19 protein-coding genes, 1 tRNA gene and 1 pseudogene are annotated in these 20881 nt (G+C 67.0%); 10 read left to right on the forward strand and 11 right to left on the reverse strand.

The annotated features are described in order from the left end of the window. Positions 1 to 858 precede the first annotated feature (858 nt). Positions 859 to 1947 carry a methyl-accepting chemotaxis protein gene (locus RKP46_RS13410; RefSeq protein WP_311107101.1) on the forward strand — a complete coding sequence of 363 codons (1089 nt, stop codon included), beginning with the start codon at positions 859 to 861 and terminating at the stop codon, positions 1945 to 1947. A gap of 130 nt (positions 1948 to 2077) precedes the next feature. Here RKP46_RS13410 and RKP46_RS13415 read toward each other — a convergent pair whose 3' ends face one another. The 3 genes from RKP46_RS13415 to RKP46_RS13425 are packed head-to-tail and all read right to left on the reverse strand — an operon-like array spanning position 2078 to position 4465. Next, positions 2078 to 2521: an SCP2 sterol-binding domain-containing protein gene (locus RKP46_RS13415; RefSeq protein WP_311107102.1), complete on the reverse strand. Its 444-nt coding sequence runs from the start codon at positions 2519 to 2521 to the stop codon at positions 2078 to 2080. Beyond that, positions 2518 to 3441, reverse strand: a complete 924-nt coding sequence (locus RKP46_RS13420; protein WP_311107103.1) for a U32 family peptidase — start codon at positions 3439 to 3441, stop codon at positions 2518 to 2520. The genes RKP46_RS13415 and RKP46_RS13420 overlap by 4 nt, the downstream gene beginning before the upstream one ends. Before the next feature lie 13 nt (positions 3442 to 3454). Continuing rightward, entirely contained in the window at positions 3455 to 4465 is a 1011-nt protein-coding gene (locus RKP46_RS13425) for a peptidase U32 family protein (protein ID WP_311107104.1), read from the reverse strand. 180 nt (positions 4466 to 4645) lie between these two features. Between RKP46_RS13425 and RKP46_RS13430 the strand changes: the two genes are divergently transcribed. Beyond that, positions 4646 to 6184 carry a DUF2868 domain-containing protein gene (locus RKP46_RS13430; protein ID WP_311107105.1) on the forward strand — a complete coding sequence of 513 codons (1539 nt, stop codon included), beginning with the start codon at positions 4646 to 4648 and terminating at the stop codon, positions 6182 to 6184. After that, entirely contained in the window at positions 6181 to 7686 is a 1506-nt protein-coding gene (locus tag RKP46_RS13435) for a GTPase domain-containing protein (protein WP_311107106.1), read from the forward strand. Before RKP46_RS13430 ends, RKP46_RS13435 begins: the two co-directional genes overlap by 4 nt. A gap of 54 nt (positions 7687 to 7740) precedes the next feature. Here the strand turns inward: RKP46_RS13435 and RKP46_RS13440 are convergent, their stop codons facing one another. Both RKP46_RS13440 and metK read right to left on the reverse strand, forming a co-directional pair. After that, positions 7741 to 8967, reverse strand: a complete 1227-nt coding sequence (locus RKP46_RS13440; RefSeq protein WP_311107107.1) for an HD-GYP domain-containing protein — start codon at positions 8965 to 8967, stop codon at positions 7741 to 7743. A 94-nt stretch (positions 8968 to 9061) separates the two neighbouring features. Next, positions 9062 to 10228, reverse strand: coding sequence for a methionine adenosyltransferase (metK, locus tag RKP46_RS13445; protein ID WP_311107108.1), 1167 nt, complete (start codon positions 10226 to 10228; stop codon positions 9062 to 9064). A gap of 249 nt (positions 10229 to 10477) precedes the next feature. Here metK and RKP46_RS13450 point away from each other — a divergent pair, with 249 nt between their 5' ends. The 6 genes from RKP46_RS13450 (at position 10478) to RKP46_RS13475 (ending at position 16876) form a co-directional block, all read left to right on the forward strand. Further along, positions 10478 to 11347, forward strand: a complete 870-nt coding sequence (locus RKP46_RS13450; RefSeq protein ID WP_311107109.1) for a lysophospholipid acyltransferase family protein — start codon at positions 10478 to 10480, stop codon at positions 11345 to 11347. 52 nt (positions 11348 to 11399) lie between these two features. Beyond that, positions 11400 to 12521 (forward strand): glycosyltransferase family 4 protein, encoded by a 1122-nt coding sequence (locus tag RKP46_RS13455; RefSeq protein WP_311107110.1) that lies wholly within the window; start codon positions 11400 to 11402, stop codon positions 12519 to 12521. Further along, on the forward strand, positions 12518 to 13342 hold the full coding sequence (gene rfaP, locus RKP46_RS13460; protein ID WP_311107111.1) for a lipopolysaccharide core heptose(I) kinase RfaP: 825 nt from the start codon (positions 12518 to 12520) through the stop codon (positions 13340 to 13342). The genes RKP46_RS13455 and rfaP overlap by 4 nt, the downstream gene beginning before the upstream one ends. Beyond that, complete coding sequence (locus tag RKP46_RS13465) at positions 13339 to 14106, forward strand: lipopolysaccharide kinase InaA family protein (protein WP_311107112.1); 768 nt, start codon at positions 13339 to 13341, stop codon at positions 14104 to 14106. Before rfaP ends, RKP46_RS13465 begins: the two co-directional genes overlap by 4 nt. A 54-nt stretch (positions 14107 to 14160) precedes the next feature. Continuing rightward, positions 14161 to 15660, forward strand: a complete 1500-nt coding sequence (locus tag RKP46_RS13470; RefSeq protein ID WP_311107113.1) for a lipopolysaccharide kinase InaA family protein — start codon at positions 14161 to 14163, stop codon at positions 15658 to 15660. Positions 15661 to 15937: 277 nt separating this feature from the next. Continuing rightward, entirely contained in the window at positions 15938 to 16876 is a 939-nt protein-coding gene (locus RKP46_RS13475) for a prenyltransferase (protein ID WP_311107114.1), read from the forward strand. Positions 16877 to 17391: 515 nt separating this feature from the next. Here RKP46_RS13475 and RKP46_RS13480 read toward each other — a convergent pair. The 5 genes from RKP46_RS13480 to RKP46_RS13500 form a co-directional block, all read right to left on the reverse strand. Further along, positions 17392 to 17814, reverse strand: coding sequence for a thioesterase family protein (locus tag RKP46_RS13480; protein ID WP_311107115.1), 423 nt, complete (start codon positions 17812 to 17814; stop codon positions 17392 to 17394). Further along, positions 17811 to 18308, reverse strand: coding sequence for a GNAT family N-acetyltransferase (locus RKP46_RS13485; protein ID WP_311107116.1), 498 nt, complete (start codon positions 18306 to 18308; stop codon positions 17811 to 17813). Before RKP46_RS13485 ends, RKP46_RS13480 begins: the two co-directional genes overlap by 4 nt. A gap of 136 nt (positions 18309 to 18444) precedes the next feature. Beyond that, on the reverse strand, positions 18445 to 18894 hold the full coding sequence (yidD, locus tag RKP46_RS13490; protein WP_311107117.1) for a membrane protein insertion efficiency factor YidD: 450 nt from the start codon (positions 18892 to 18894) through the stop codon (positions 18445 to 18447). Between the two features lie 180 nt (positions 18895 to 19074). Further along, entirely contained in the window at positions 19075 to 19512 is a 438-nt protein-coding gene (locus tag RKP46_RS13495) for an MAPEG family protein (RefSeq protein WP_311107118.1), read from the reverse strand. A gap of 384 nt (positions 19513 to 19896) precedes the next feature. After that, a tRNA-Arg gene (locus RKP46_RS13500) sits at positions 19897 to 19973 on the reverse strand. 124 nt (positions 19974 to 20097) lie between these two features. On the opposite strand from RKP46_RS13500, the gene RKP46_RS13505 reads away from it, so the two are divergent. Continuing rightward, positions 20098 to 20544 (forward strand): c-type cytochrome, encoded by a 447-nt coding sequence (locus tag RKP46_RS13505; protein WP_311107119.1) that lies wholly within the window; start codon positions 20098 to 20100, stop codon positions 20542 to 20544. Between the two features lie 101 nt (positions 20545 to 20645). On the opposite strand, the pseudogene RKP46_RS13510 reads toward RKP46_RS13505, so the two are convergent. Then, positions 20646 to 20881, reverse strand: a pseudogene (locus RKP46_RS13510) (ATP-dependent DNA helicase Rep); the annotation flags it as partial.

Below are 20881 nucleotides of genomic sequence, written 5' to 3' on the forward strand. Positions count from 1 at the left end.
AGCCTTTCGAGGTCTCGCTCGACGACGTACAGTTCGAAGTGCCCGACATCGACGCCATGCAACTCGTGCGCGATCTCGGCAACCAGATCTTCTGATCGGACAGGATAAGCACTGACCGTGAAGGCCATACTTGCGCGATCGACTTACGCTGCAATTTTGCGCAGACGCAATCGTTGTTCCTGAAGCCTTCGATGGCCGCTTGCACGTCGTGCCTGATCATCGGTGCGACAAGAAATTCGCCGATCTGCTCAGTTCGGCGTATCAACTTTCAAACGCCGCGCCGCATCAATCCAGTTCCATGGCCGACGAGCGCTGCCAGCCCTCGGCGCCAGCGGTCGCCACACCACGCTGGCTCCCCCGGGCTGGCTGCCGGGATGGGCTAACCGAGGAATTCAGGTTCAAGGCCAGTTACCTGTAGCACCAGGGCGAGTTCGCGCGCGCGATTACGTTGATCACCGAGCGCGCTCGGTAGCAAGAAAACAGGTCCGTTCGGGGTTCACGCACCGGGCGCTGTTCGATCGCCAGCGCTACGCACGAGATCGGCGCAGTCGACAACGAGGCGCCTGCGAGCGCCGTGCAGCCAGCAGCGCAAGCTACGGTTTGCGTCAAGACACGCGCAATCGATCAAGTTTGGCGATTCTTCGCCGCTGTTAGAAATGTCGGGCCCGAGGTCGCCTCCTGCGCGCCTTTTTTTTTGCTGGTTGCCGCAGGAGCGGGGGGCCGTTGGCCATGGTGTCAAGCCAGAGGATATCGGGTGCACGTACGGGAAACCGGCATCGGCCTGGCTGGCAGGACCAGGATCTACCACCGGGACAAGGGTTCGTCCCCATTGCAGAGGCATCGTCAAGGAGATATGGGATGTTTGATAGCCGGATCAAGCAGGAGTTGGAAAGCGTCCGAAGGGAGCTGCAGGAAGCCAAGGGCATCATCGCGGCGCTCAACAAGTCGATGGCCAGCATCCGCTTTACCACGGATGGCATGATCATCGATGCCAATGATCTGTTCCTGAAGGCAATGGGTTACCGGCGCGAGGAGATCGTCGGCAAGCATCACCGCATGTTCTGCACGGCGGAATACGCTGCCAGCCCCGAGTATCGGCAGTTCTGGAGCAAGCTCGCCGCAGGCGAGTTCGTTGCGGGCGAGTTCGAACGGCTGACTTCGCAAGGCAAGTCAGTCTATCTGGAGGCGACCTACAATCCGATTCTCGACAGCCAGAGCAAGGTCAGTTGCGTGATCAAGTTTGCCGCGGATGTGACGCACAAGTTCGAACTGGCCAAGGCGGCACAGAGCCAACGCGAAACGCTGCACCAGCGCGTGCTGTCCGTTTCCAGCAGCTTGGTGGATACCGCTTCCGCGATCCAGGAGACGGCCCAGCAGAGCCTGCAAGTCTCTCGGTTGACTGACGGCATCCTGAGCGAAACGCGATCGACGGTGGACATTGTCGAGGCAGCCAATCGGCAAATTCAGGACCTGTCCGGGATTACTTCCGAGACCAACAGCCGGCTGGGGAATCTGCTCGACAAGTCAAAGACGATCAGCAGCATTACCTCGACGATCAAGGAGATTGCCGATCAGACCAATCTGCTGGCGTTGAACGCAGCGATCGAAGCGGCGCGCGCTGGCGAGACCGGGCGCGGTTTTGCCGTCGTCGCCGACGAGGTGCGCAAGCTGTCGGAGCGCACAGCCCGGGCGACTGAAGAGGCATCACGCACGGTCAATGAGGTGCAATCGCTGATAGAGGTCAACTCGCGTCAGATCAATGCCGCCGAGGCCAAAGCGCAGGCTACGCGCGACGCCTTTGCCCAGGCAGCAGGTTCGCTGGCCAGCGTGATGAACGAAATCGCCTCGATCCGCAGCATCATTCAGGAAGCGGCGACCGCCACCGAGAAGCAGTCGGCCGCGGTTGCCCACCTCAAGGATACCGTTGGGCAGATGACAAGTCTGTAGGAAGGGATTCCGCCCGGACCGCGGGCAGCGTCGCCGGTCGCAGGTGCAGCGAGCGGCCGCCATCGCAACGCGACGCTTCCTGGCCTGCGCACGCGGTCCGATCTGGCGGTGACGACTGCGCGGCAAGTGATCAGCGGCCGGCGAGCGGCAGGCGTGGCCAGTCGATCGCGTCGAGCATGTTCTTGATCAAGAGCCCCAGCTCGGTATCGCCGACGATCGACAACTCGCGGTTGAAGAACAGCGTGTCGGGATCTTCCTGGCGCGCGAGCAACTGCAGGAATGCCGAAAGATTGGCCCGGAAAGTGAGGTCGGGTTTCGCTGGAACGGTCAGCAGCGGACGAAAGCGGCCGCCGCGGCAGGCGAAGCAAGCCTGCCCGCCGGCGTCGAGTACTTCGACGAGGAAACTGCGCCCTTCGAGCTGCGCCAGGCTCTCCTTCGGCAGCAGGCCGGCGAGCGCGGCAAGGTTGAGCGCGCTGGCCAGGGCGAGCGAATGTGGCCACTGCGGCAAGTGGACGCCGAGCGCAGCGACCAGCCCGGGCAGGCGAAAGCGTGGGATGGTGAAAGTCTGATTCATTGCGGATTTCCTTGCGGTGTTGCGTCCGGCACCGGGTGCTGGCGGACGATGCCGGCCTGGCCAAACCAGTAGCCGTCTACCATTGGCGTTGTCGCCCACGCCGTCGTCTCGGGATCGACGGCTTGCCCGCGGCGAGCGGCGTCGAAAGCGGCGATGATTTCGTCCATCGCGTGCGCCTGCGGGCTGATGCGCACGACTTCGATTCCCATGCGCAGCATCTCGGGAACTACGCCGAGCAGATTGAGCGTCTGCGCCGACATCGTCTGGATGCCGTTGAGGGTGAGAAACGGCTGGCCCTCGCGCGTTCGCACGGTAAGTCCATCCGCATGATCGAGGCACTTGAACTGACAGTCGTCCTTGTTCAGACCGTAATGGCGCGCAGTGAAACAGCGCGCCGAAAAAGCCAGCGGCAGCTTGCCGAAGACGAAGACCTCGGTCGCCACGCCGGGCGGCCGGCTCCGGTGCAGCGTTTCGACCAGCCGGCGATCACCCTCGAGTGGCGGCACCCAGCGTTGCAGCCCGTAGCGGGCAAAGGTGGCGAGCGTCGTCTCGTTGTAGATGTTCAGATGCGGTCCGCCGACGAAAGGCCGGCCGGCGGCGATGCCGACCGCGCTCAGATCGTTCGCTTCGAGTCGGCAATTGGCGATGTCGGACACTTCGTCGGCGATTCGCCGCAAGGCGCGCAGATCGCTTTCCGACTCGAGCAGGGCCTGCGCCGAAACGACGACCTCCTTGCCGGCTGCGCTCAGATCGCGCGCCAGTGCCAGCCAGTCGGCAACGCGAATCTGTTGTCGGCGGGAGCAGACGACTTCGCCCAGGGCAACGATATCGATCGCCGGGTTTGCCGCCATTTCAGCATAGAAAGCGAAAACCTCGGCCTTCGGCCAGAAAAAGAGCAGGGGTCCAAGCGCCAGTCGCATCGTTCTTCGCCGGCTATCGCCACGGCCGGTTGTACGCGCCGAGGGTGACCTGATGGCCTTCGGACAGCTTCGCCAGCTCGCTCTGCCAGGCGGGCTTCACGCTGAAGTGCTGCCGGTCGCGCGCCAGTTCGTCAAGCGCCGCACGCAAGGTGCGGGTGACCTGCGCGACGTAGATCGGGCTGCGCTGGCGACCCTCGACTTTGATCGCAGCGACGCCGATGTCGGCGATCGCCGGGAGAATTTCCAGCACGTTGAGGCTGGTCGGCTCTTCGAGCGCGTAATAGACCTCGCCGCCGACCTCGAATCGACCTTTGCACAGCGTCGGATAGCCCGCCGCTTCGTCGTTGCCGAAGCGGTCGATCAGGATGCCGTTCAGGCGTGTCGCCATCTGCCCGGGCGAGCGTTCCCACTGCACGTACCTGGCCGGCGAACACGCGCCGACGGTATTCGGTGATTCCCCGGTGGCGTACGACGAGAGCCAGCAGCGGCCTTCGTTCATCACGCACAGGCTGCCAAAGGCGAACACCTCGATTTCGACCGATGTATTGCGGATCACCGTTTCGACCTGGGCCAGCGTCAGCACGCGCGGCAGGACGGCGCGCTGCACGCCGAATTCGCGCTGCACGAAATTGACCGCTTCGTAGCTCGTTGCCGACCCCTGCACCGAGAGATGCAGGCGTAATTCGGGATGCCGCTGGTGCGCGTAGGCGAGCACACCGATGTCGGCCAGAATGACCGCATCAACGCCGAGTTCGGCGGCTCCGTCGACGGCGCGCTGCCAGTCGGCAAAGCGTCCGGGCTGGGCAAAGGTATTGATCGCCATCAGCACGCCGCGTCGGCGCGACTGCGCGTAGCGGATGCCTTCGCGCATCGCCTTCTCATCGAAATTCAGGCCGGCGAAGTTGCGCGCGTTGGTATCGTTGCGATAGCCGAGATAGACCGCGTCTGCGCCGTGGTCGACGGCCGCCTTGAGGGCCGGCAGGCTACCGGCAGGACAAATGAGCTGGGGGACTTTGCGTTGCACGACATCAAACCTCGTCCGGTGAGTCGAGCAGTATAGTCATGCGTGCTCACGCGCGCTTGATTCCGGTCAAAGTGCGCGCATCGCCGGCGCTTTGCCGGGCTCGCCCAACGCCTTGTCCGGCTTGCCGCTCACCCGCCAGTCTCCCTGCCGGCGCGCAAGCTTATTTGATATCCTTGGCCGATGGACGAGCGCGCAGCCTTGCTGACCCTGGCCGTTCGCGCGGTGGAGACCGCCGACCGCGAGCGCCGCACGTGGACCGACGAAGACCGTGCGTGGGCGAGTCGCGCCGCCGCCGAAGTGGTCGGCGAAGGCGCCAGCCCGGCGCACTTCGTCGCCCAGCGTGCGCGCCTGGCGTGGCAGCGCCTGGCCAGTCGCGAGGCGGCTTTCGTGCGTGCGGTCGAGCGTCTGCACTGGCGTCCGGCGATTGGCGGTGGCCTGCTGCTGGTCGCGCTGGCCGCCGGCCTGGCGCTCGAACGGATCGGTTCCGAACAGCGAATCAACCTGCTTGCGCTACCCGTTCTCGGCTTGCTGGCGTGGAACCTGGTCGTCTATTTCTGGCTGTTCGCCAGCCTTCTGCTGCGCCTGAGCAAGCGCCCGCGAGGGCTACCCGCGGCGTCGCCGAGGGTGGGGGCGGAGAAAGTCGCGCTCGACTCGGCGCCTGCGCCGGACGACGCGCGGCAGGCGGCGCCGTTGCCGGCGAGCGCGCTGGTCCGCCGTCTGCTCGTGCTCGTCGCCGCCGGCACTGCCTGGCGCTGGCCGCCGCGCGCCGGGGCGCTGGTGGACAGCGCGCTGAGCCCGTTGCTCGCCGACTGGAGTCGCGCCGCCGCCCCGCTCTACGCGGCGCGTGCGGCTCGCCTGCTGCACTGTGCAGCGGCGCTCTTTGCGCTCGGCATCATTGCCGGGTTTTACCTGCGCGGCATCGCCTTCGAATATCGCGCCGGTTGGGAAAGCACCTTCCTTTCGCCGCCAGCGGTACATGCGCTGCTCGCCTGGCTGTTTGCGCCGGGCTTGTGGCTGACCGGTCAGACGCTACCCGAGCTGGCGCCGCTGCGCTTTACGCCGGGGTCGGCTGGCGTCAATGCGGCGCCCTGGCTGCACCTGCTCGCGGCCACGCTGCTCAGCGTGGTCGTCCTGCCGCGCTTGCTGCTCGCTGCGCTGAGCCATTTCAGCGAGCGGCAGCAGGTGGGGCGGCTCGTTGCCGATTTCTCAGCGCCGTATTTCCAGGCGCTGCTGCGCGGCTATCAGTCGGCTCCGCCATGTCTGAGCGTGATTCCCTACAGCTACCACCCGTCGGCGGCGGCGCTCGAGGGGCTGCACAAGGTGGCGGCGCGCGTCTTTGCCGGCAGCCCGCTGCTCGCGTGCCTGGCGCCGGTCGGCTACGGCGACGAAGATGCCTTGCCGGCAGCCAGCCGGCCGGCGGGCGGCACGCCGGCTTGCGCGCTGTTCAATCTGGCGGCGACGCCCGAGCGCGAAGCGCAAGGGGCTTTCCTCGGCGCTCTGCGCGCGTGTCTGGCGGGCGCACCGCTGCTCGCCGTGGTCGACGAGGCACCGTGGCGGGCTCGTTTCGGCGTCGCCGACCGGCGGCTGGTCGAACGCCGCGCCGCGTGGCAGGCGGGGTTGGCCGAGTTCGGCCTGACGCCGGTCTTCGTCGATCTCGCGCAACCCGACCTGGCCGCCGTGCAGGCGGCGATCGACGCGCTGCCGGAGGCGCTGCGATGAGCGGTGGTGAGACGATTGCGTTGTCGTTGATCTCGCACACCAACGCCGGCAAGACGACGCTCGCCCGGACGCTGCTCGGGCGCGAGGTCGGCGAGGTGCGCGACGCGCCGCACGTGACGCGCGAGGCGAGCGCGCACACGCTGATCGAAACGCCGGCCGGCGACGCCCTGCTCCTCTGGGATACGCCCGGTTTCGGCGACAGCGCCCGTCTGGCGCGGCGCCTGCGCCAGCAGGGCAATCCAATTGGCTGGTTCCTCAGCCAGGTCTGGGATCGCTTTCGCGATCCTGCCTTCTGGCTGTCGCAGTTGGCGGTACGCAACGTGCGCGAGCAGGCGGATGTCGTCCTCTACCTGGTCAATGCCGCCGAGGCGCCGAGCGATGCCGGCTACCTGGACCCGGAAATGGACATCCTGGAGTGGATCGGGCGGCCGGTGATCGTCCTCCTCAATCAGACCGGCGCGCCGCGTCCGCCGGCCGACGAGGCGGCCGAGGAGGCTTGCTGGCGCCAGGCGCTGGCCGGGCGGAGCCAGGTGCGCTCGCTGTTGACGCTGGATGCGTTTACCCGTTGCTGGGTGCAGGAGGGAGTGCTTCTCGGCGAGGTCGGCAAGGTGCTGAGCGGCGAACGCCAGGCCGCCGTCGGGCGCCTCGCCAATGCCTGGCGCGCGCGTCGTGAAGCGCAGTTTGCCGAGGCGATGGCAGTGCTCGCGGCCAGTCTGGCGCGCGCCGTCAGCGACAGCGAAGGGCTCAGCGAGGGACGCCTGAAGGGCGCTCTGCGCGACCTCGGACGAGCCATCGGCGTCGGCCGGGCGGCTGCCGACGACGAGCAGGCGCGCGCGCTGGCGGCGCTCGGCGCGCGGCTCGACGCCGATCTGCTGGCGACGCTCGATCGCCTGATCGCGATCCATCAGCTCGCCGGTCAGGCGAGCGCCGACCTGCGCGAGCGTCTGGCACGCACGGTGCAGCGTCAGGCGCCGGTCAATGAGTCGACCGCGGCGCTGCTTGGCGGCGCCGTCTCCGGCGCGCTGGGCGGCCTTGGCGCCGATCTGGCGGCCGGCGGGTTGACTCTGGGCGGCGGGATGCTTACTGGCGCCGTGCTCGGCGCGCTGAGTGCCGCCGGCCTGGCGCGCGGGGTCAATATCGCACGTGGCCGCCTCGGCGCCAGCCTGCGCTGGGACGACGCTTTCCTGAGCGCGCTGGCCGGCAGTCTGCTCCTGCGCTATCTGGCCGTCGCGCACTACGGGCGCGGGCGCGGCGAATGGCGCGAAGCCGAGTATCCGGCGTTCTGGCCGCCCCTGGTCGACGAACTCGTCCTGCTCCAGCGCTCGGCGCTGCTCGCCGCGTGTACCGGACGCGACACGTTGAGCGGCGAGGCGCTTGCGCGGCGCCTGCAGCCCTTGCTGAGCACGATGGCGCGCACGCTGCTCGAACGCATCCATCCGGCGGCACGTGCGACGGTAAGCGCCTGGGGGGCGAATGGCGCGGCGCAAGATCGGAGCGCATGATCGGACGCCGGCCGATCGGCGACGAGCGCCCAGCCGCGTGCACTCGGCCAGGCCCTACGTGGGAGCCGACCAGATCTCCTGCAGATCGGGGAAGTTCCACTTTGCCGGGTCTTCCCGGTTGACGATCTTGCTCGACAAACCGGGCCGCGCCAGGTCGATCACCTCCGGCGCGATGCGCGCGTTCGCGCGCGTCGAGAAGAAGACCTTGACGCGCGGGCTGAGCAGCGAGTGCTCGCTCTGCTCGACGACCACTGCCAGGCGGCCGCAGCTCAGGCGCACCAGCGAGCCGATCGGGTAAATGCCGATCGCCTTGACGAACGCCTGAAAGACGGTCGGGTCGAAGTGTCCCTTGCTCCATTCGGCCATCTTGCGCAGCGATTCGGCCGGGTCCCAGCCAGCCTTGTACGGCCGGTTCGAGGTGATCGCGTCATAGACGTCGCAGACCGCGCCCATCTTGGCGTGGAGGCTGATGGCATCGCCCTGCAGACGTTCCGGATAACCCGATCCGTCGACCTTCTCATGATGGTGGAGAACGACATCGAGCGCGATCGAATCGACGGCGGCACCCTCGCACAGCATCCGATAACCGGCCTCCGGGTGCGATTTGATGATCGCGAACTCGGCGTCGGTCAGCTTGCCCGGCTTGTTCAGCACTTCGCTCGGCATCTGCGCCTTGCCCAGGTCGTGCAGCAGTCCGGCGATACCGATCGAACGCGTCTCTTCTGGCGCGATGCCCAACTGCCTGGCCAGGGCGACCATCAGCGCGCAGACGGCGACCGAGTGCATGTAGGTATAGTCGTCGGCAGTCTTCAGACGCGCCAGGCTGATCAGCGCGCCCGGGTTGCGCGTTACCGAATCGGAAATCTCCTCGACCAGGCGTTGCGCGCCCACCGTATCGACCGCTCGACCAAGGCGTGCCTCCTCGAACATTGAAGTGACCGCCTGGCGCGAGCGGGCAACAATGCGTGCGGCACGGTTGAATTCGGTCGCCGCGGGGACTCGCCGAAGGTCGCGCGTCGTGCGGGCGAGCGCGGCGAGTTCGGCCTCGACCTGCGCTTCCGATTCGGCCAGCGAAACGACCTTTGCCTCGGGCGCGACGTCGATCCCCTTGCTGCAGTCTATCCAGACTTCCTTGATGCTGCTCGTGCGGATTGCCTGCAGGTCGGCCGGATCATTCAGAACAAAGGCCGAGCGCCAGAATGGATGCTCCATCCACGAACCGCAGAACTCCTTGATATGCATGCCAAGGGCAAGCTGGTCGACGCTGATTCGCTTGAGCATGGTGATCTCCCGGGATGAGCTGAGGGGTCGCTGCCATGGACGGTCGGAGACGCCGTCGGCGCATTGCCTGCGCCGACGGATGGACGACTGGATACTAGATTCCGGATTCGGCGCTCAGCGCTGCCGCCTTGTCGATCGCCTCCCAGGTGAACTCGGGTTCGTCGCGCCCGAAGTGCCCGTAAGCCGCCGTCTTGCGATAAATCGGGCGGAGCAGATCGAGCGACTGGATGATTCCCTTTGGCCGCAGGTCGAAATGCCGTTCGATCAGGCTGGCGATCGCATCGTCGCTCAGCTTGCCGGTGCCAAAGGTATTGACCATCAGCGAAACCGGCCGGGCGACGCCGATCGCGTAGGCGACCTGCACCTCGCAGCGGTCGGCGAGGCCGGCGGCGACGACGTTCTTGGCGACGTAGCGTGCCGCATAGGCGGCCGAACGGTCGACCTTGGACGGGTCCTTGCCCGAGAAAGCGCCACCGCCGTGGCGGGCAGCGCCACCGTAGGTATCGACGATGATCTTGCGCCCGGTCAGACCGCAGTCGCCGTGCGGCCCGCCAACGACGAAGCGCCCGGTCGGGTTGACGAGAAAGCGTGTGCCGGCATTGAGCAGACCTTTCGGGACGACCGGCTTGATGATCTCCTCGATCACCGCCTCGCTGATCTGCGCGTGCGGGACTTCCGGATCGTGCTGCGTCGACACGACGACGGTGTCGATCGAAGTCGGCTTGCCGTCCACGTAGCGCACGGTGAGCTGACTCTTGGCATCCGGGCGCAGCCACGGCAGTCTGCCGTCGCGCCGCACTTCAGCCTGGCGCTGCATGATGCGATGCGCGTAGTGGATGGGCAGCGGCATCAGCGACGGCGTTTCGTTGCAGGCATAGCCGAACATCAGACCCTGGTCGCCGGCGCCCTGGTCGAGGTCCAGCCCCTGACCCTCATTGACGCCTTGTGCGATGTCGGGCGACTGGCGGTTGATCGCCGTCAGGATGGCGCAGCTCTTGTAGTCGAAACCGATATCCGAATTGTTGTAGCCGATGCGGCGGACCGCGTCCTGGGCGATCTCGCGGTAGTTGATGTGCGCCTTGGTCGTGATCTCGCCCGAAATGACGACCAGGCCGGTGGACACCAGCGTCTCGCAGGCAACTCGCGCGGGTGGATCGTCGGCCAGGATGGCGTCGAGGATGGCATCGGAAATCTGGTCGGCGACCTTGTCCGGATGGCCTTCGGAAACCGATTCCGAGGTAAAGAGGTACTCCTTGCTCATGCTGCATCTGCTCCAAAATGGAAAACCCCGAAACGGCGGCGTTGCCGGCTCCGGGGTTCGAGCAGACGACGCTTTAGCAGTATTTTACGGCCGCTTCTGCGACGCTCCGCCCTGCAAGTTGTCCTGATTAACTCGGCGGATGGATAATTATAGTTTTTCCTCGTGCGGCCGGTCAAACCTTGCGTCTGCCCGGCGCTCGCGCGGCCCCGCCGATCGCCCTCAATCTACCGCCATTGCCCCGAAACCGCTGTGAGCATCGTCTTTCGTCTCCTCGGCTACCTGCCGCTGTCCGCGCTGCACGTGCTCGGGTACGGCTTCGGCTGGCTTGCCTGGCTGTTCTCGCCGACTTACCGCCGGCACCTGCGCGAGAACATGCAGCTCGCGCTCGGTGCCAGCGAGGCGGCGCGTCTGCGCGCCGCAGCGATCGGCGAAGCCGGCAAGCAGATGCTCGAACTGCCGCGCATCTGGCTGCGTCCGCTCGCCGAGACGGCGGCGCGCGTGGTCAGGGTTTCCGGCTGGGAACTGGTCGAGGCGGCGACGCGACGTGGCAAGGGGATTCTCTATCTGACGCCGCACCTGGGCTGCTTTGAGGTGACCGCGCAATATCTGTCGACGCGCGCGCCGATCACCGTGCTCTACCGACAGCCGAAGCAGGCCTGGCTGCAGGCGATGGTCGAGGCGGGTCGGGCGCGTGAGCAACTGCATCTGGCGAGCGCCGACCTCGCCGGCGTGCGCACGCTGCTCAAGGCACTGCGCCGCGGCGAAGCGGTCGGCATGCTGCCCGATCAGGCGCCGCGCGCCGGCGAGGGTCGCTGGCTCGACTTCTTCGGCAAGCCGGCCTACACGATGACGCTGGCGGCGCGCCTGGCCGACAGTGGGGCGACGGTGATCATGGTCTGGGCCGAAAGGCTGCCGGGTGGCGCGGGCTATCACTTCCGGCTGCAGGAACCGCGGCGGCCGATCCGCGGTACGCTCGAGGAGCGCGCGCAACAGATCAACCACGAGATCGAGGATCTGATCCGCCAGTGTCCGCAGCAGTACCTGTGGGGATACAACCGCTACAAGCAGCGTCGGAGCAGCCAGCCACCGGGCGCGCTGAGCGAGAAGGGCGACGGATGAGCGCCGATCGCGCGCCAACCCCGGCAGCTCGCGCTGCGCAGGAGGCGACCTGATGCGGATCGCTTTCTGCCTGTACAAGTACTTTCCCTTCGGTGGCCTGCAGCGCGATTTTCTGCGCATTGCGCTGGCCTGTCAGGCGCGCGGCCATGCGGTGCGCGTCTATACGCTGGAATGGCGCGGTGACATTCCGCCCGGCTTCACGCTGATCCGGGTGCCCGTGCGCGGGCTGACCAACCCGGCGCGCTACCGCCGGTTCACCGCCTGGGTGTCCGCCCATCTGGCCGCCAATCCGGCCGAGCGCGTCGTCGGTTTCAACAAGATGCCGGGGCTTGACCTCTACTTCGCGGCTGACCCGTGTTTCGAGGACAAGGCGCGCACGCTGCGCAGTCCGCTCTACCGCCTGTCGGCGCGCTACCGCCACTTTGCCGCGTACGAGCGGGCGGTTTTCGCGGCCGACGCGAGCACCGAGATCCTGCTCCTCTCGCCCCACCAGCAGCCCTTGTTCGAACGTCATTACGCGACGCCGAGCGAACGCTTCCATCTGCTGCCACCAGGAATTTCGCGCGACCGGCGGGCGCCGCCCGAGGCACCGGCGCTGCGCGCCGATTTCCGCGCCGAATTCGCCTTGCGCGCGGACGATCTCTTGCTCCTGCAACTCGGCTCGGGTTTCAAGACGAAGGGGCTGGACCGCAGCCTGAAGGCGATGGCTGCCTTGCCGGATGCGCTGCGCAGCCGCTGCCGTCTGTTCGCCATCGGTGACGACGACGCCAGGCCTTTCCGCGTCCTGGCGCGCACGCTCGGCCTGGCCGAACGCGTCGAGCTCCTGCGCGGGCGCAGCGACATCGTCCGCTTCCTGCTCGGCGCCGACCTGTTGATTCATCCGGCGTACAACGAGAATACCGGCACGGTTCTGCTCGAAGCCGTCGTCGCCGGACTCCCGGTGCTGACCACAGCGGTTTGCGGCTATGCCTCGCATGTCGCCGAGGCGGGTGCTGGAATCGTCGTCGGCGAACCTTTCCGCCAGGCGGAGTTGAACGCGGCGCTCGCCGACATGCTGGCTGACGCGCCGGCGCGCGCGCGCTGGACGGCCGCCGGCCTGGCCTACGCTGAACGCGCGGACATCTACAGCAACGCCGAGCGGGCGGCCGACCTCATTCTCGGCACGCGGCGATGAACCAGACGGAGATCTTTCTCGCCGAACCGTTTCGCACGCTGTGGGCGGGGCAGGACCCCTTTGTTGCCGTCGAGGCGCTGCGCGGCGAAGTGTTCCGCGAACTCGCCGGGCGGCGCACCTTGCGCACCGAGGTCGACGGGCGGGGCTATTTCGTCAAGATACATCGCGGCGTCGGCTGGCCGGAAATCGTCAAGAATCTGGTCTCCCTGCACCGGCCGGTGCTCGGCGCGGGAGACGAATGGCGCGCCGTCCAGCGCCTGTGCGCCGCCGGCATCGACACCTTGCGCGTCGTTGCCTACGCGCAGCGGGGCGACGATCCTGCCCGCCGCGCCTCGTTCATCGTCAGCGAGGAACTGGCACCGACCATCAGCCTGGAAGACTATTGCGCCGAATGGCCGCGCCAGACACCGGATCTGCGCCTGAAGCGCGCGCTGATTCGCGGCGTCGGCGAGATCGCCAGCCGCATGCATCAGGCTGGCGTCAATCATCGCGACTTCTATCTTTGCCATTTCCTGCTCCACCTCGATCCGCCACCGACACCCGAACGGCTTCGCCTTTCGCTGATCGATCTGCACCGGGCACAGGTTCGCCCGCACACCCCGCAGCGCTGGCGTGACAAGGACCTGGCGGCGCTCTACTTTTCGGTGCTCGGCCTGGGCTTGAGCCGCAGCGACTATTGCCGCTTCCTGGTCGCCTACTTTGCCCGCCCGTTGCGCCAGGTGCTGCGCGACGAGGCGCGCCTGATCGCCCATCTGCGCCGCGAGGCGCAACGCCTGCAGGCGCGCTTCGTGCGCAAGGTCGCCCGCGGAGAAATGACATGAGGTTCTGGTGGCTGAACCCGGACTACGCGCAGGGCGCAAGCGGCGAAATGTTCGCCGACCTCGAGCGCGTCTTTGCCCTCTCCGGCGAGCCGATCGCGGCCGATTCGCTCGCCCGCGTGCTGCGCGTCGAGGTTGCCGGCAAGCGCTACTACGTCAAGCGCTACAGTGGCACGGGCAAGAATCCGCAACGCCGCTGGTTCGGCCTGCGGCGCTGGCTCGGTCCGCCGCGCGTGCGTAACGAGTGGCGCAATCTGCAGGCCTTCCGGGCGCTCGGCGTACCGACGGCGACGCTGGTTGCTTTCGGCCTCGAGCGTCACTTCGGCGCCTTCATCCGTGGTGCGCTGATCACCGAGGAGATTGCGCAGACGACCGACCTTGCTCAATTGGCGCGCGCCGGCGATCCGCGCCTGCGCGACGCGCGCTGGGTGCGACACGTAGCGCGCCAGATCGCCGATATCGCTCGCCGCCTGCACCGCGCCAACTTTGCGCATAACGACTTCAAATGGCGCAACCTGCTGGTCGACGGCGGCGACCAGCCGACCGTGTACCTGATTGACTGCCCGAGCGGCAGCCATTATCGCGCCGCGATTCTCGATTATCGGATCGTCAAGGACCTCGCCTGTCTCGACAAGCTCGCCCGCCGGCACCTGTCGCGCAGCCAGCGACTGCGTTTCTACCTCGACTACGTGCAGCACCCACGGCTTACCGCTGACGACCGCAAGCAGATCGGCAGGATCGTCAATTTCTTTGCCGGCCGGGACTAGTCGACGCATGCGCCATCCATTGCCCGCCACCACTCGCCTTTCGTCGGCCGGCCGATGACGCCGGCCGCATTGAGCGAAGCAAGCGCACTGGCGCGCGCCGGGCGACAACCGGAGCTGCCGTTCCGCCTCCTTCTGGACTCCGGCGGCAGCCTCACGATGCTCCGCCTGCTGCGCGTTCTGCCTGGCAAGCGGCTGGTCGGTGAAGCCGAGGCGAGGGGCCGACGCGTCTTCGCCAAGGTCTTTCTTGGTGCGCGCAGCGAGCAGCACTGGCAACAGGAATGCGCCGGTCTGGCGGCGCTGCGCCAGGCCGGCGTGCCGACGCCCGAGCTGCTCGCTGCGGCACCATTGCCGGGTGGCGGGCACGTGCTGCTGACCGACTTCCTTGCCGCGGCCGAGAGCCTCGCCGAGGCGTGGGCGCGCGTCGCCGACCGGCCGGCCGGCGACGCCGCCGCACAGGCCTTGCTCACTCCGGCGCTCGCCTTGCTCGGTCGCCTGCACGCCGCCGGATTGACCCAGGAAGACCTGCATTTCGGTAACTTCCTGCGCTGCGGCGACGCGCTGTTTCTGGTCGACGGCGACGCCGTGCGCGTCATCACCCCCGGTCAGCCGCTGCCGGCGGCGCGCGCCGTGGCCAATCTGGCAATCTTTCTGGCGCAGTTGCCGCCCGCCTGGGACGCGCACCTGGAGACGCTGTTGCCGGCGTACGCCGCGTCTGCCGGCGCGCCCCACACGGCCGCTCTGGCTGCCGATCCCGCTGGCGAGTCCCTTGCCGATTCTGCTCACCGCCGGCCCGCGCCTTCCCCGGCGTTGCTGCGCGCGATCGAAGGCGTGCGCAACTGGCGGCTGAAGGACTTTCTCGCCAAGAGCGTGCGCGAGTGCAGCCTGTTTTCCGTCGAGCGCAGTTTCTGGCGCTTTTCCTCCGTTGTCCGCCGCCATGCCGAGCGCCTGGCGCCCGTCCTGGCCGACCCGGACGGTGTCCTCGCGCGCGGCTCCATCCTCAAGGATGGCGGCACGGTCACCGTCGCCCGCGTGCAACTCGGCGACGGAGAAGTCTTGATCAAGCGCTACAACCTGAAGGGCTTTGCCCATGCCTGCAGCCGGCTCTGGCGGCCAAGCCGCGCCTGGCATTCCTGGCGCGCGGCGCATTGCCTGCAGTTTCTCGGCTTCCATACACCGGCGCCGCTGGCCCTGATCGAAGAGCGTTATGGCCCGTTGCGGCGGCGCGCCTGGCTGATCAGCGAGTTCTCTCCGGGTCCCAACCTGCAGACGCACCTGTCGCCGTTCGCCGACCCGCCGACGGCCGAGGCGAATGCCTTGCGCACGCTCTTCGCCGGGCTGCACGCGCAACGCATCAGCCACGGCGACCTGAAGGCAATGAACCTGCTCTGGGACGGTGCGCGGATCGCCCTGATCGACCTCGACGCAGTTGTTCACCACCGCAGCCCGGCGACCTACCGGCGCGCCTGGCGACGTGACCGCGCGCGACTGCTGCGCAACTGGCCGCCCGATTCGCCATTGCATCTTTGGCTCGATGCACATCTGCCGGCAGGCTGAATGGGGTCTGCCTGCGCGAGCCGCCGCCTTGCTCGGCAAGGGCTGGTCTGGCGTTCGAGCACGACAACTTCCGCTCGCGCCAGCGAAGGCCCGGCGTCGCCCGCCGAGCGCAGATCGGCGCAAGACAAACTCCGGCTTGCGCTTTACCATCGCGGTCGATCACCACCGCGGCGTTGTCGCCGCCTGACGTGCATGCCGTCAACCGCGGGTGCGCCGGGTACGGCCGACACAGCGGTGGCATTACCCGATTTCTCGACAACAACAAAGGAAAGCCGCGATGCCCGTCCCCCGCGAACCCAGCCTGGAGGCCTTGGCAAATCCCGTCCTGCGCTATTTTGCCGCGACGCGACCGGCTTTCCTTTCGGTTACCATCGTCGGCGTGCTGCTCGGCCTGGCCGGCGCCGCCGGCAGCGGTCTCCGCCTTGACCCAGCCGTGGCCACGGTGACGCTGCTCTTCGCACTCGTCGCGCACGCCGGCGCCAACGTCATCAACGACTACTACGATGCCCTTTCGGGTTGCGACGCGGCAAATACCGAGCGCGTCTTCCCCTTTACCGGGGGGAGCCGCCTGATCCAGAACGGCGTACTGTCGCCGTCGGCAACCGGTCGCTTCGGCTACGCGCTGCTCCTTGCCGTCGTCCTCGCCGGCTTGTGGCTGACCGTGGTCAGCGACGCGCGCCTGCTGTTGATCGGGCTGGCCGGACTGCTTGTCGGCTGGGCCTACTCGGCGCCGCCATGCCGGCTGCAGAGCCGCGGTCTGGGTGAGTTCGGGATTACCTCAGCCTGGCTGCTGGTCGTCGTCGGCACCGACTTCGTGCAGCGCCATGCCTTCTCGTTTGTCCCGGTGGCAGGCGGCCTCGGCTTCGCGCTGCTCGTCGCCAGCGTGCTCTACATCAATCAGTTTCCCGACATCGGCGCCGACGCCAAGGTGGGCAAGCGCACGCTGGTCGTTCGCTGCGGAGCACCGGCGGCGCGCTGGGGCTACCTGCTGATCGTGCTGCTGGCTTACGGTTGGGTCGCCGCTCTCGCCTTCGCTGGCGTCCTGCCGCGTTTCGCCTGGCTTTCGCTGCTGCCGATCGCGGCCAGCGCAGCGGCGACGCGCAATCTGTGGGCGAACGCTACCCGTCCGAGCGAACTCGCCCCGGCGATCAAGCTGACCATTCTTGCTGCTTCATTGCACGGCTTGCTTCTTGCAATGGCGCTGCTCATCGCCTGACAGGCAGGAGCATCCGGACGTGCGCTGCCGCCGTCAGCGCCGGCCAACACGCTGGCCGCCAGCATGGATCTTGAGGAAGATGCCGCTGACCGCGGCCGAATAAAGCGCGGCCACGGCCGCCGCTGCGGTCGGCGTGAAAACGCCAATCCAGGTCCTGCGCTTTGCCGATTTCAGCGTGCATGGCGAAATGTATGTCGCATGCATGAACAGCCGACGCCACATGCCGATGATCCGGGCTGCGTTGGACAGCGGTCGACGATAGCAGGGGCGAATCACGCGCCCGCTGAAGCAGCGCCACGCTTCCCCGCCCCGGCGGTCAGACGCGCTGGTTGCCGGAAAGCCACCATGCTTCACGGCACGGCCTGCTTCCTGTAATCGGGCGGGTCATCGCCTGACCAGGTGGCAGCGTCCGAAGGCGTGCCGCGTGCCGCGACCCGGTCGCGGGGCCGCATTGGGCGATCACCGGGCGCTGTACAAGGCGAAGCTTCCTCGTCGATCCGCTGGCCGCCAGGCGTTCAGCCGCCGGGCGCCTTGGCGCTCAGCCGGGCGTCGAACTTCTCGCGATTGATGATGAAGCGCTCGTGCCGCCCTTGCGAGATCAGGTCGTGGCCATCGTGTGCGGCAACCGCAAAGACCAGCTTTTTTCCTTCAACGGCAAGCAACTCGACCGTCACACTGACCTCGAGCCCGGGCGGCGTGGCCGCCTCGTGACTGACGTCGATGTGCGTACCCACGGTCTGTTCCTGCGGCCAGTCGAGGTACGGATTGATCGCCTTGATGCAGGCCCACTCAAGCAGACCGACCAGGAAACCGGTGGCAAACACCCCGGGCATGGCGACGAATTCCGCGGATTCCGGGTAAAGCGCCGGAACCGTCTTCGATGCCGGTACCGTGAACCGGTGCTCGAATTTGATTCCCGGCCTGAGCGAGTCTTTCATTTCGCCTCCCTGTGCGTAAGCTTGGCAGGCTGACCCGCGCCAGCCTGCAGATCACTGCTGATCGATTCGCTGCCAGTTGCTGCCGGCGCGACGCCGCCGCCGCGCAGCACCCATGCGCGCGGGTTGTGTGTGAAACCCAGCCCTGGGTAATACTCGTTGGCCAGCGGTGCCGCCAGCAGAACGATCATGCATTCCTGCCCCAGGCGATCTCTGGTTTCCTGAATCAGACGCTTGCCGATGCCTCGCCGCTGGTATTCGCGATCAACCGCGAGGTCTGCCAGATAGGCAACGTAGGTGAAATCGGTGAGGCAGCGTGCGATGCCGACGAGACTCTCGCCATCCCAGGCGGTGACCGTCAGACTGGCATTATTCAACATGCCGGCGAAGATGTCAGGCCGGTCGATCGGCCGCCGTTCTCCCAGCGTCGAGCGCTTGTAGAGCTCGATTGCGCTGTCGACGACGAGCCGGGCGTCGTCGCGGTATTCGATATGCATTCGTTGTCGGTGGTTGGCAGTCAAGTGGAATGTGGGGCAAGGGAGGAAACGCCACGACGTCCGGGGCCAGGGCGCGGCCTGCCTGCACGGTGTTCTCTGCCGGCCGGCGTTTGAGCCGATGCGGAGGGCACGATGTTCACCGGCGATCGCTCCTTTCGTCGTTGCGGCAAGGCGGCAGATGGACGAACTGCTCTTCGCGAGTGCGCTTCTTCCTGCGCTCCGGCCAGTCGCAACTTCCACAGTCGCAGCAACTGACCAGCTCGCCGAGCGTCGAACAGGCTCTTCCGCTGCCCAGCCGAAAATCCAGATCGCACGGCAGATCGCAGCCCAGGTCGCAGTCGCCGCGCTGCGCCCGGTGAGGGCGCGCCGGCGTCGGGCAATGGCGCCGGTGAGCTATTCCGCACAAGCTGAGCCGTCGGCGGAGAACAGCCAGGCCAAGGGTCACGCCATAGCGGCGGACAGCCCGCCAGCCCAGCGCCGAACAACTTGCTCGTCCGGTATGACGACGGTAAGCGCAGGAAAAGCCCTTGTACGGCGACACGAAGCGCTGGTAGGCGGTGATCGCGGCGAGAACGAAGCTGCGCATCGGTGTTCGGCGCTGTGAAACGCGGTCACCGCCGCGCTGCCCTGGCCGGCTGGCGGGCTCCTGCGGCTGGCGGCCGGAGGTGGGCTGCGACCGGCAACGGCCTGCCCAGATCAGCCAGCGCACGCGCCCGCCAGCCGGCCAGGGTACGCGCGGCGTCTGCAGCAATTCGGCGGCATCGCGTCAGGCAGCATTCCTGGCCGGCAAGGACAGAATGAAGGCGACCCAAAGCACGACGATCAGGCCAAATCCGGCGAGGAACGCAGTCAGCCGGTGAAAGACCTTGTTGTACGTGCAATGGATGGCCGAGTGCACGACGCGCAGGGCGACAAAGCTCCAGCAGCCGACGACGAGCCAGGCGGGAACGTGCCCGCTGGCCAAGGCAGTGGCCACCAGCGCGTAGAACAGCACCGGAACCTCGAAGAGATTGCGAAAATTGTCCGCCGCCCGGACATCCTCCAGGCGCGCCGCGACCTGCAGCGAAGTGGCGGCAGCCTGCGGATGGATGCGCTTGCCGCGCATCTCCCGGACTCGGCAGTAGAGCAGCCGAGCTCCGACCACGAAGCTGAGCAAGACCAGGGCAAGCGCCGATGCTGCCAGCGCGAAGGCGGAACTCGACACGGCGTTTCTCCTCTGCGGCTAATCGGGTGCGGTCGATGAACAAAACTAGAGAATTATCCTGCCGCGTCCGAGGTGTCCGGTCCAACCGACGGCCAGCTCCCGGCGGACAGCCCTCTTGCGCAGGCAGTACCGTGCCGGCGGCATCGAGCGCGATTGTAAGCCTCCGACACTGCCGGTCAAGACAGCAGGTCTCGCGCGACCGCCTTTCCCGTAGCGACGACCTGTGCAGCCGACAACACACTGCCAACGGCCAGGTGAAACCGGTCATCGACGCAAGCTCGCGTTCCCGGCAATCGCTTCCGGTCGATTTGAAACGGGGATGGCGTCGGGGCCGCACAGCGACGCCGGGAGTTGAAACCGCGTTCGGCCAAGTCGTCAAATTCATGGCACGCCCGAGACGATTCGAACGTCCGACCCCTGCCTTCGGAGGGCAGTACTCTATCCATCTGAGCTACGGGCGCGTACCGGGTCGGAAGCTTAACCGGTTTGTTCCGGGGAGTCCAGAGGAGTCCATCCGGGCCTTTTTTGCGGCGCAAAAGGGCGGTACAATCGGCGCTTTAACCCGCGGACTACCAAGGACTTGGCATGGCTCAGAAACAACACTCTTCAGGCGCGATCCTGTTCATCACCATCGTCGTCGCTCTTCTGCTGATCGTCGTCATCTGGCCGCTGGCAAAGCTCGGCAAGGGCAGCGCTGCGGTCGGCAGCAGCGACGACGCCGACGCGCGCATCCAGCCAGTGGCCAGGTTCGAACTCGCCAAAGCCGCGCCGGCGAAAGCCGACGGTGCACCACGTGACGGCGCCACCGTCTACCAGACGGTGTGCATGGCCTGCCACGCCAGCGGCGCAGCGGGAGCGCCGAAGGCGGGCGACAAGGCGGCGTGGGCGCCGCGCATCGCTACCGGAGCGGCGGCGCTGCTCGCCAGCGTCACCAACGGCAAGGGCGCCATGCCGCCGAAGGGTGGCGGTGCCGACCTCAGCGAAGCCGAGCTGAAAGCCGCCGTCGAACACCTGGTCGGCCTCGCCAAGTAAGGCGCAGGCAGGGCACCGGCGCGGCAAGCAGCGCGCCGGGCAGCCGCGCAGTATCGGTCGCCTGGCGACCCGGCAACTCGTCGGCGCGCGCCGGGAGCGACTTACCCGGCCTGCTTGTTGAGGATAGCCTTCAGGCCGGCGAAGCGCTCGGCGCTGAGCGAGCGGTCGGGCGGGCCGGGCTCGCCGCCACCCGAAAAACGCAGGTCGGCACGCCCCAGCTCGTCGATGAAGCGCGAGCTCCGGCAGGGAATCAGTTCCCGGCCTTGCCGGCGCTTCTCGCAGTAGCTCAGGTGCAGCGAACGCTGCGCGCGCGTCACGCCGACGTACATCAGACGGC

Source organism: Accumulibacter sp., from assembly GCF_031732815.1.
Lineage (GTDB): Bacteria > Pseudomonadota > Gammaproteobacteria > Burkholderiales > Rhodocyclaceae > Accumulibacter.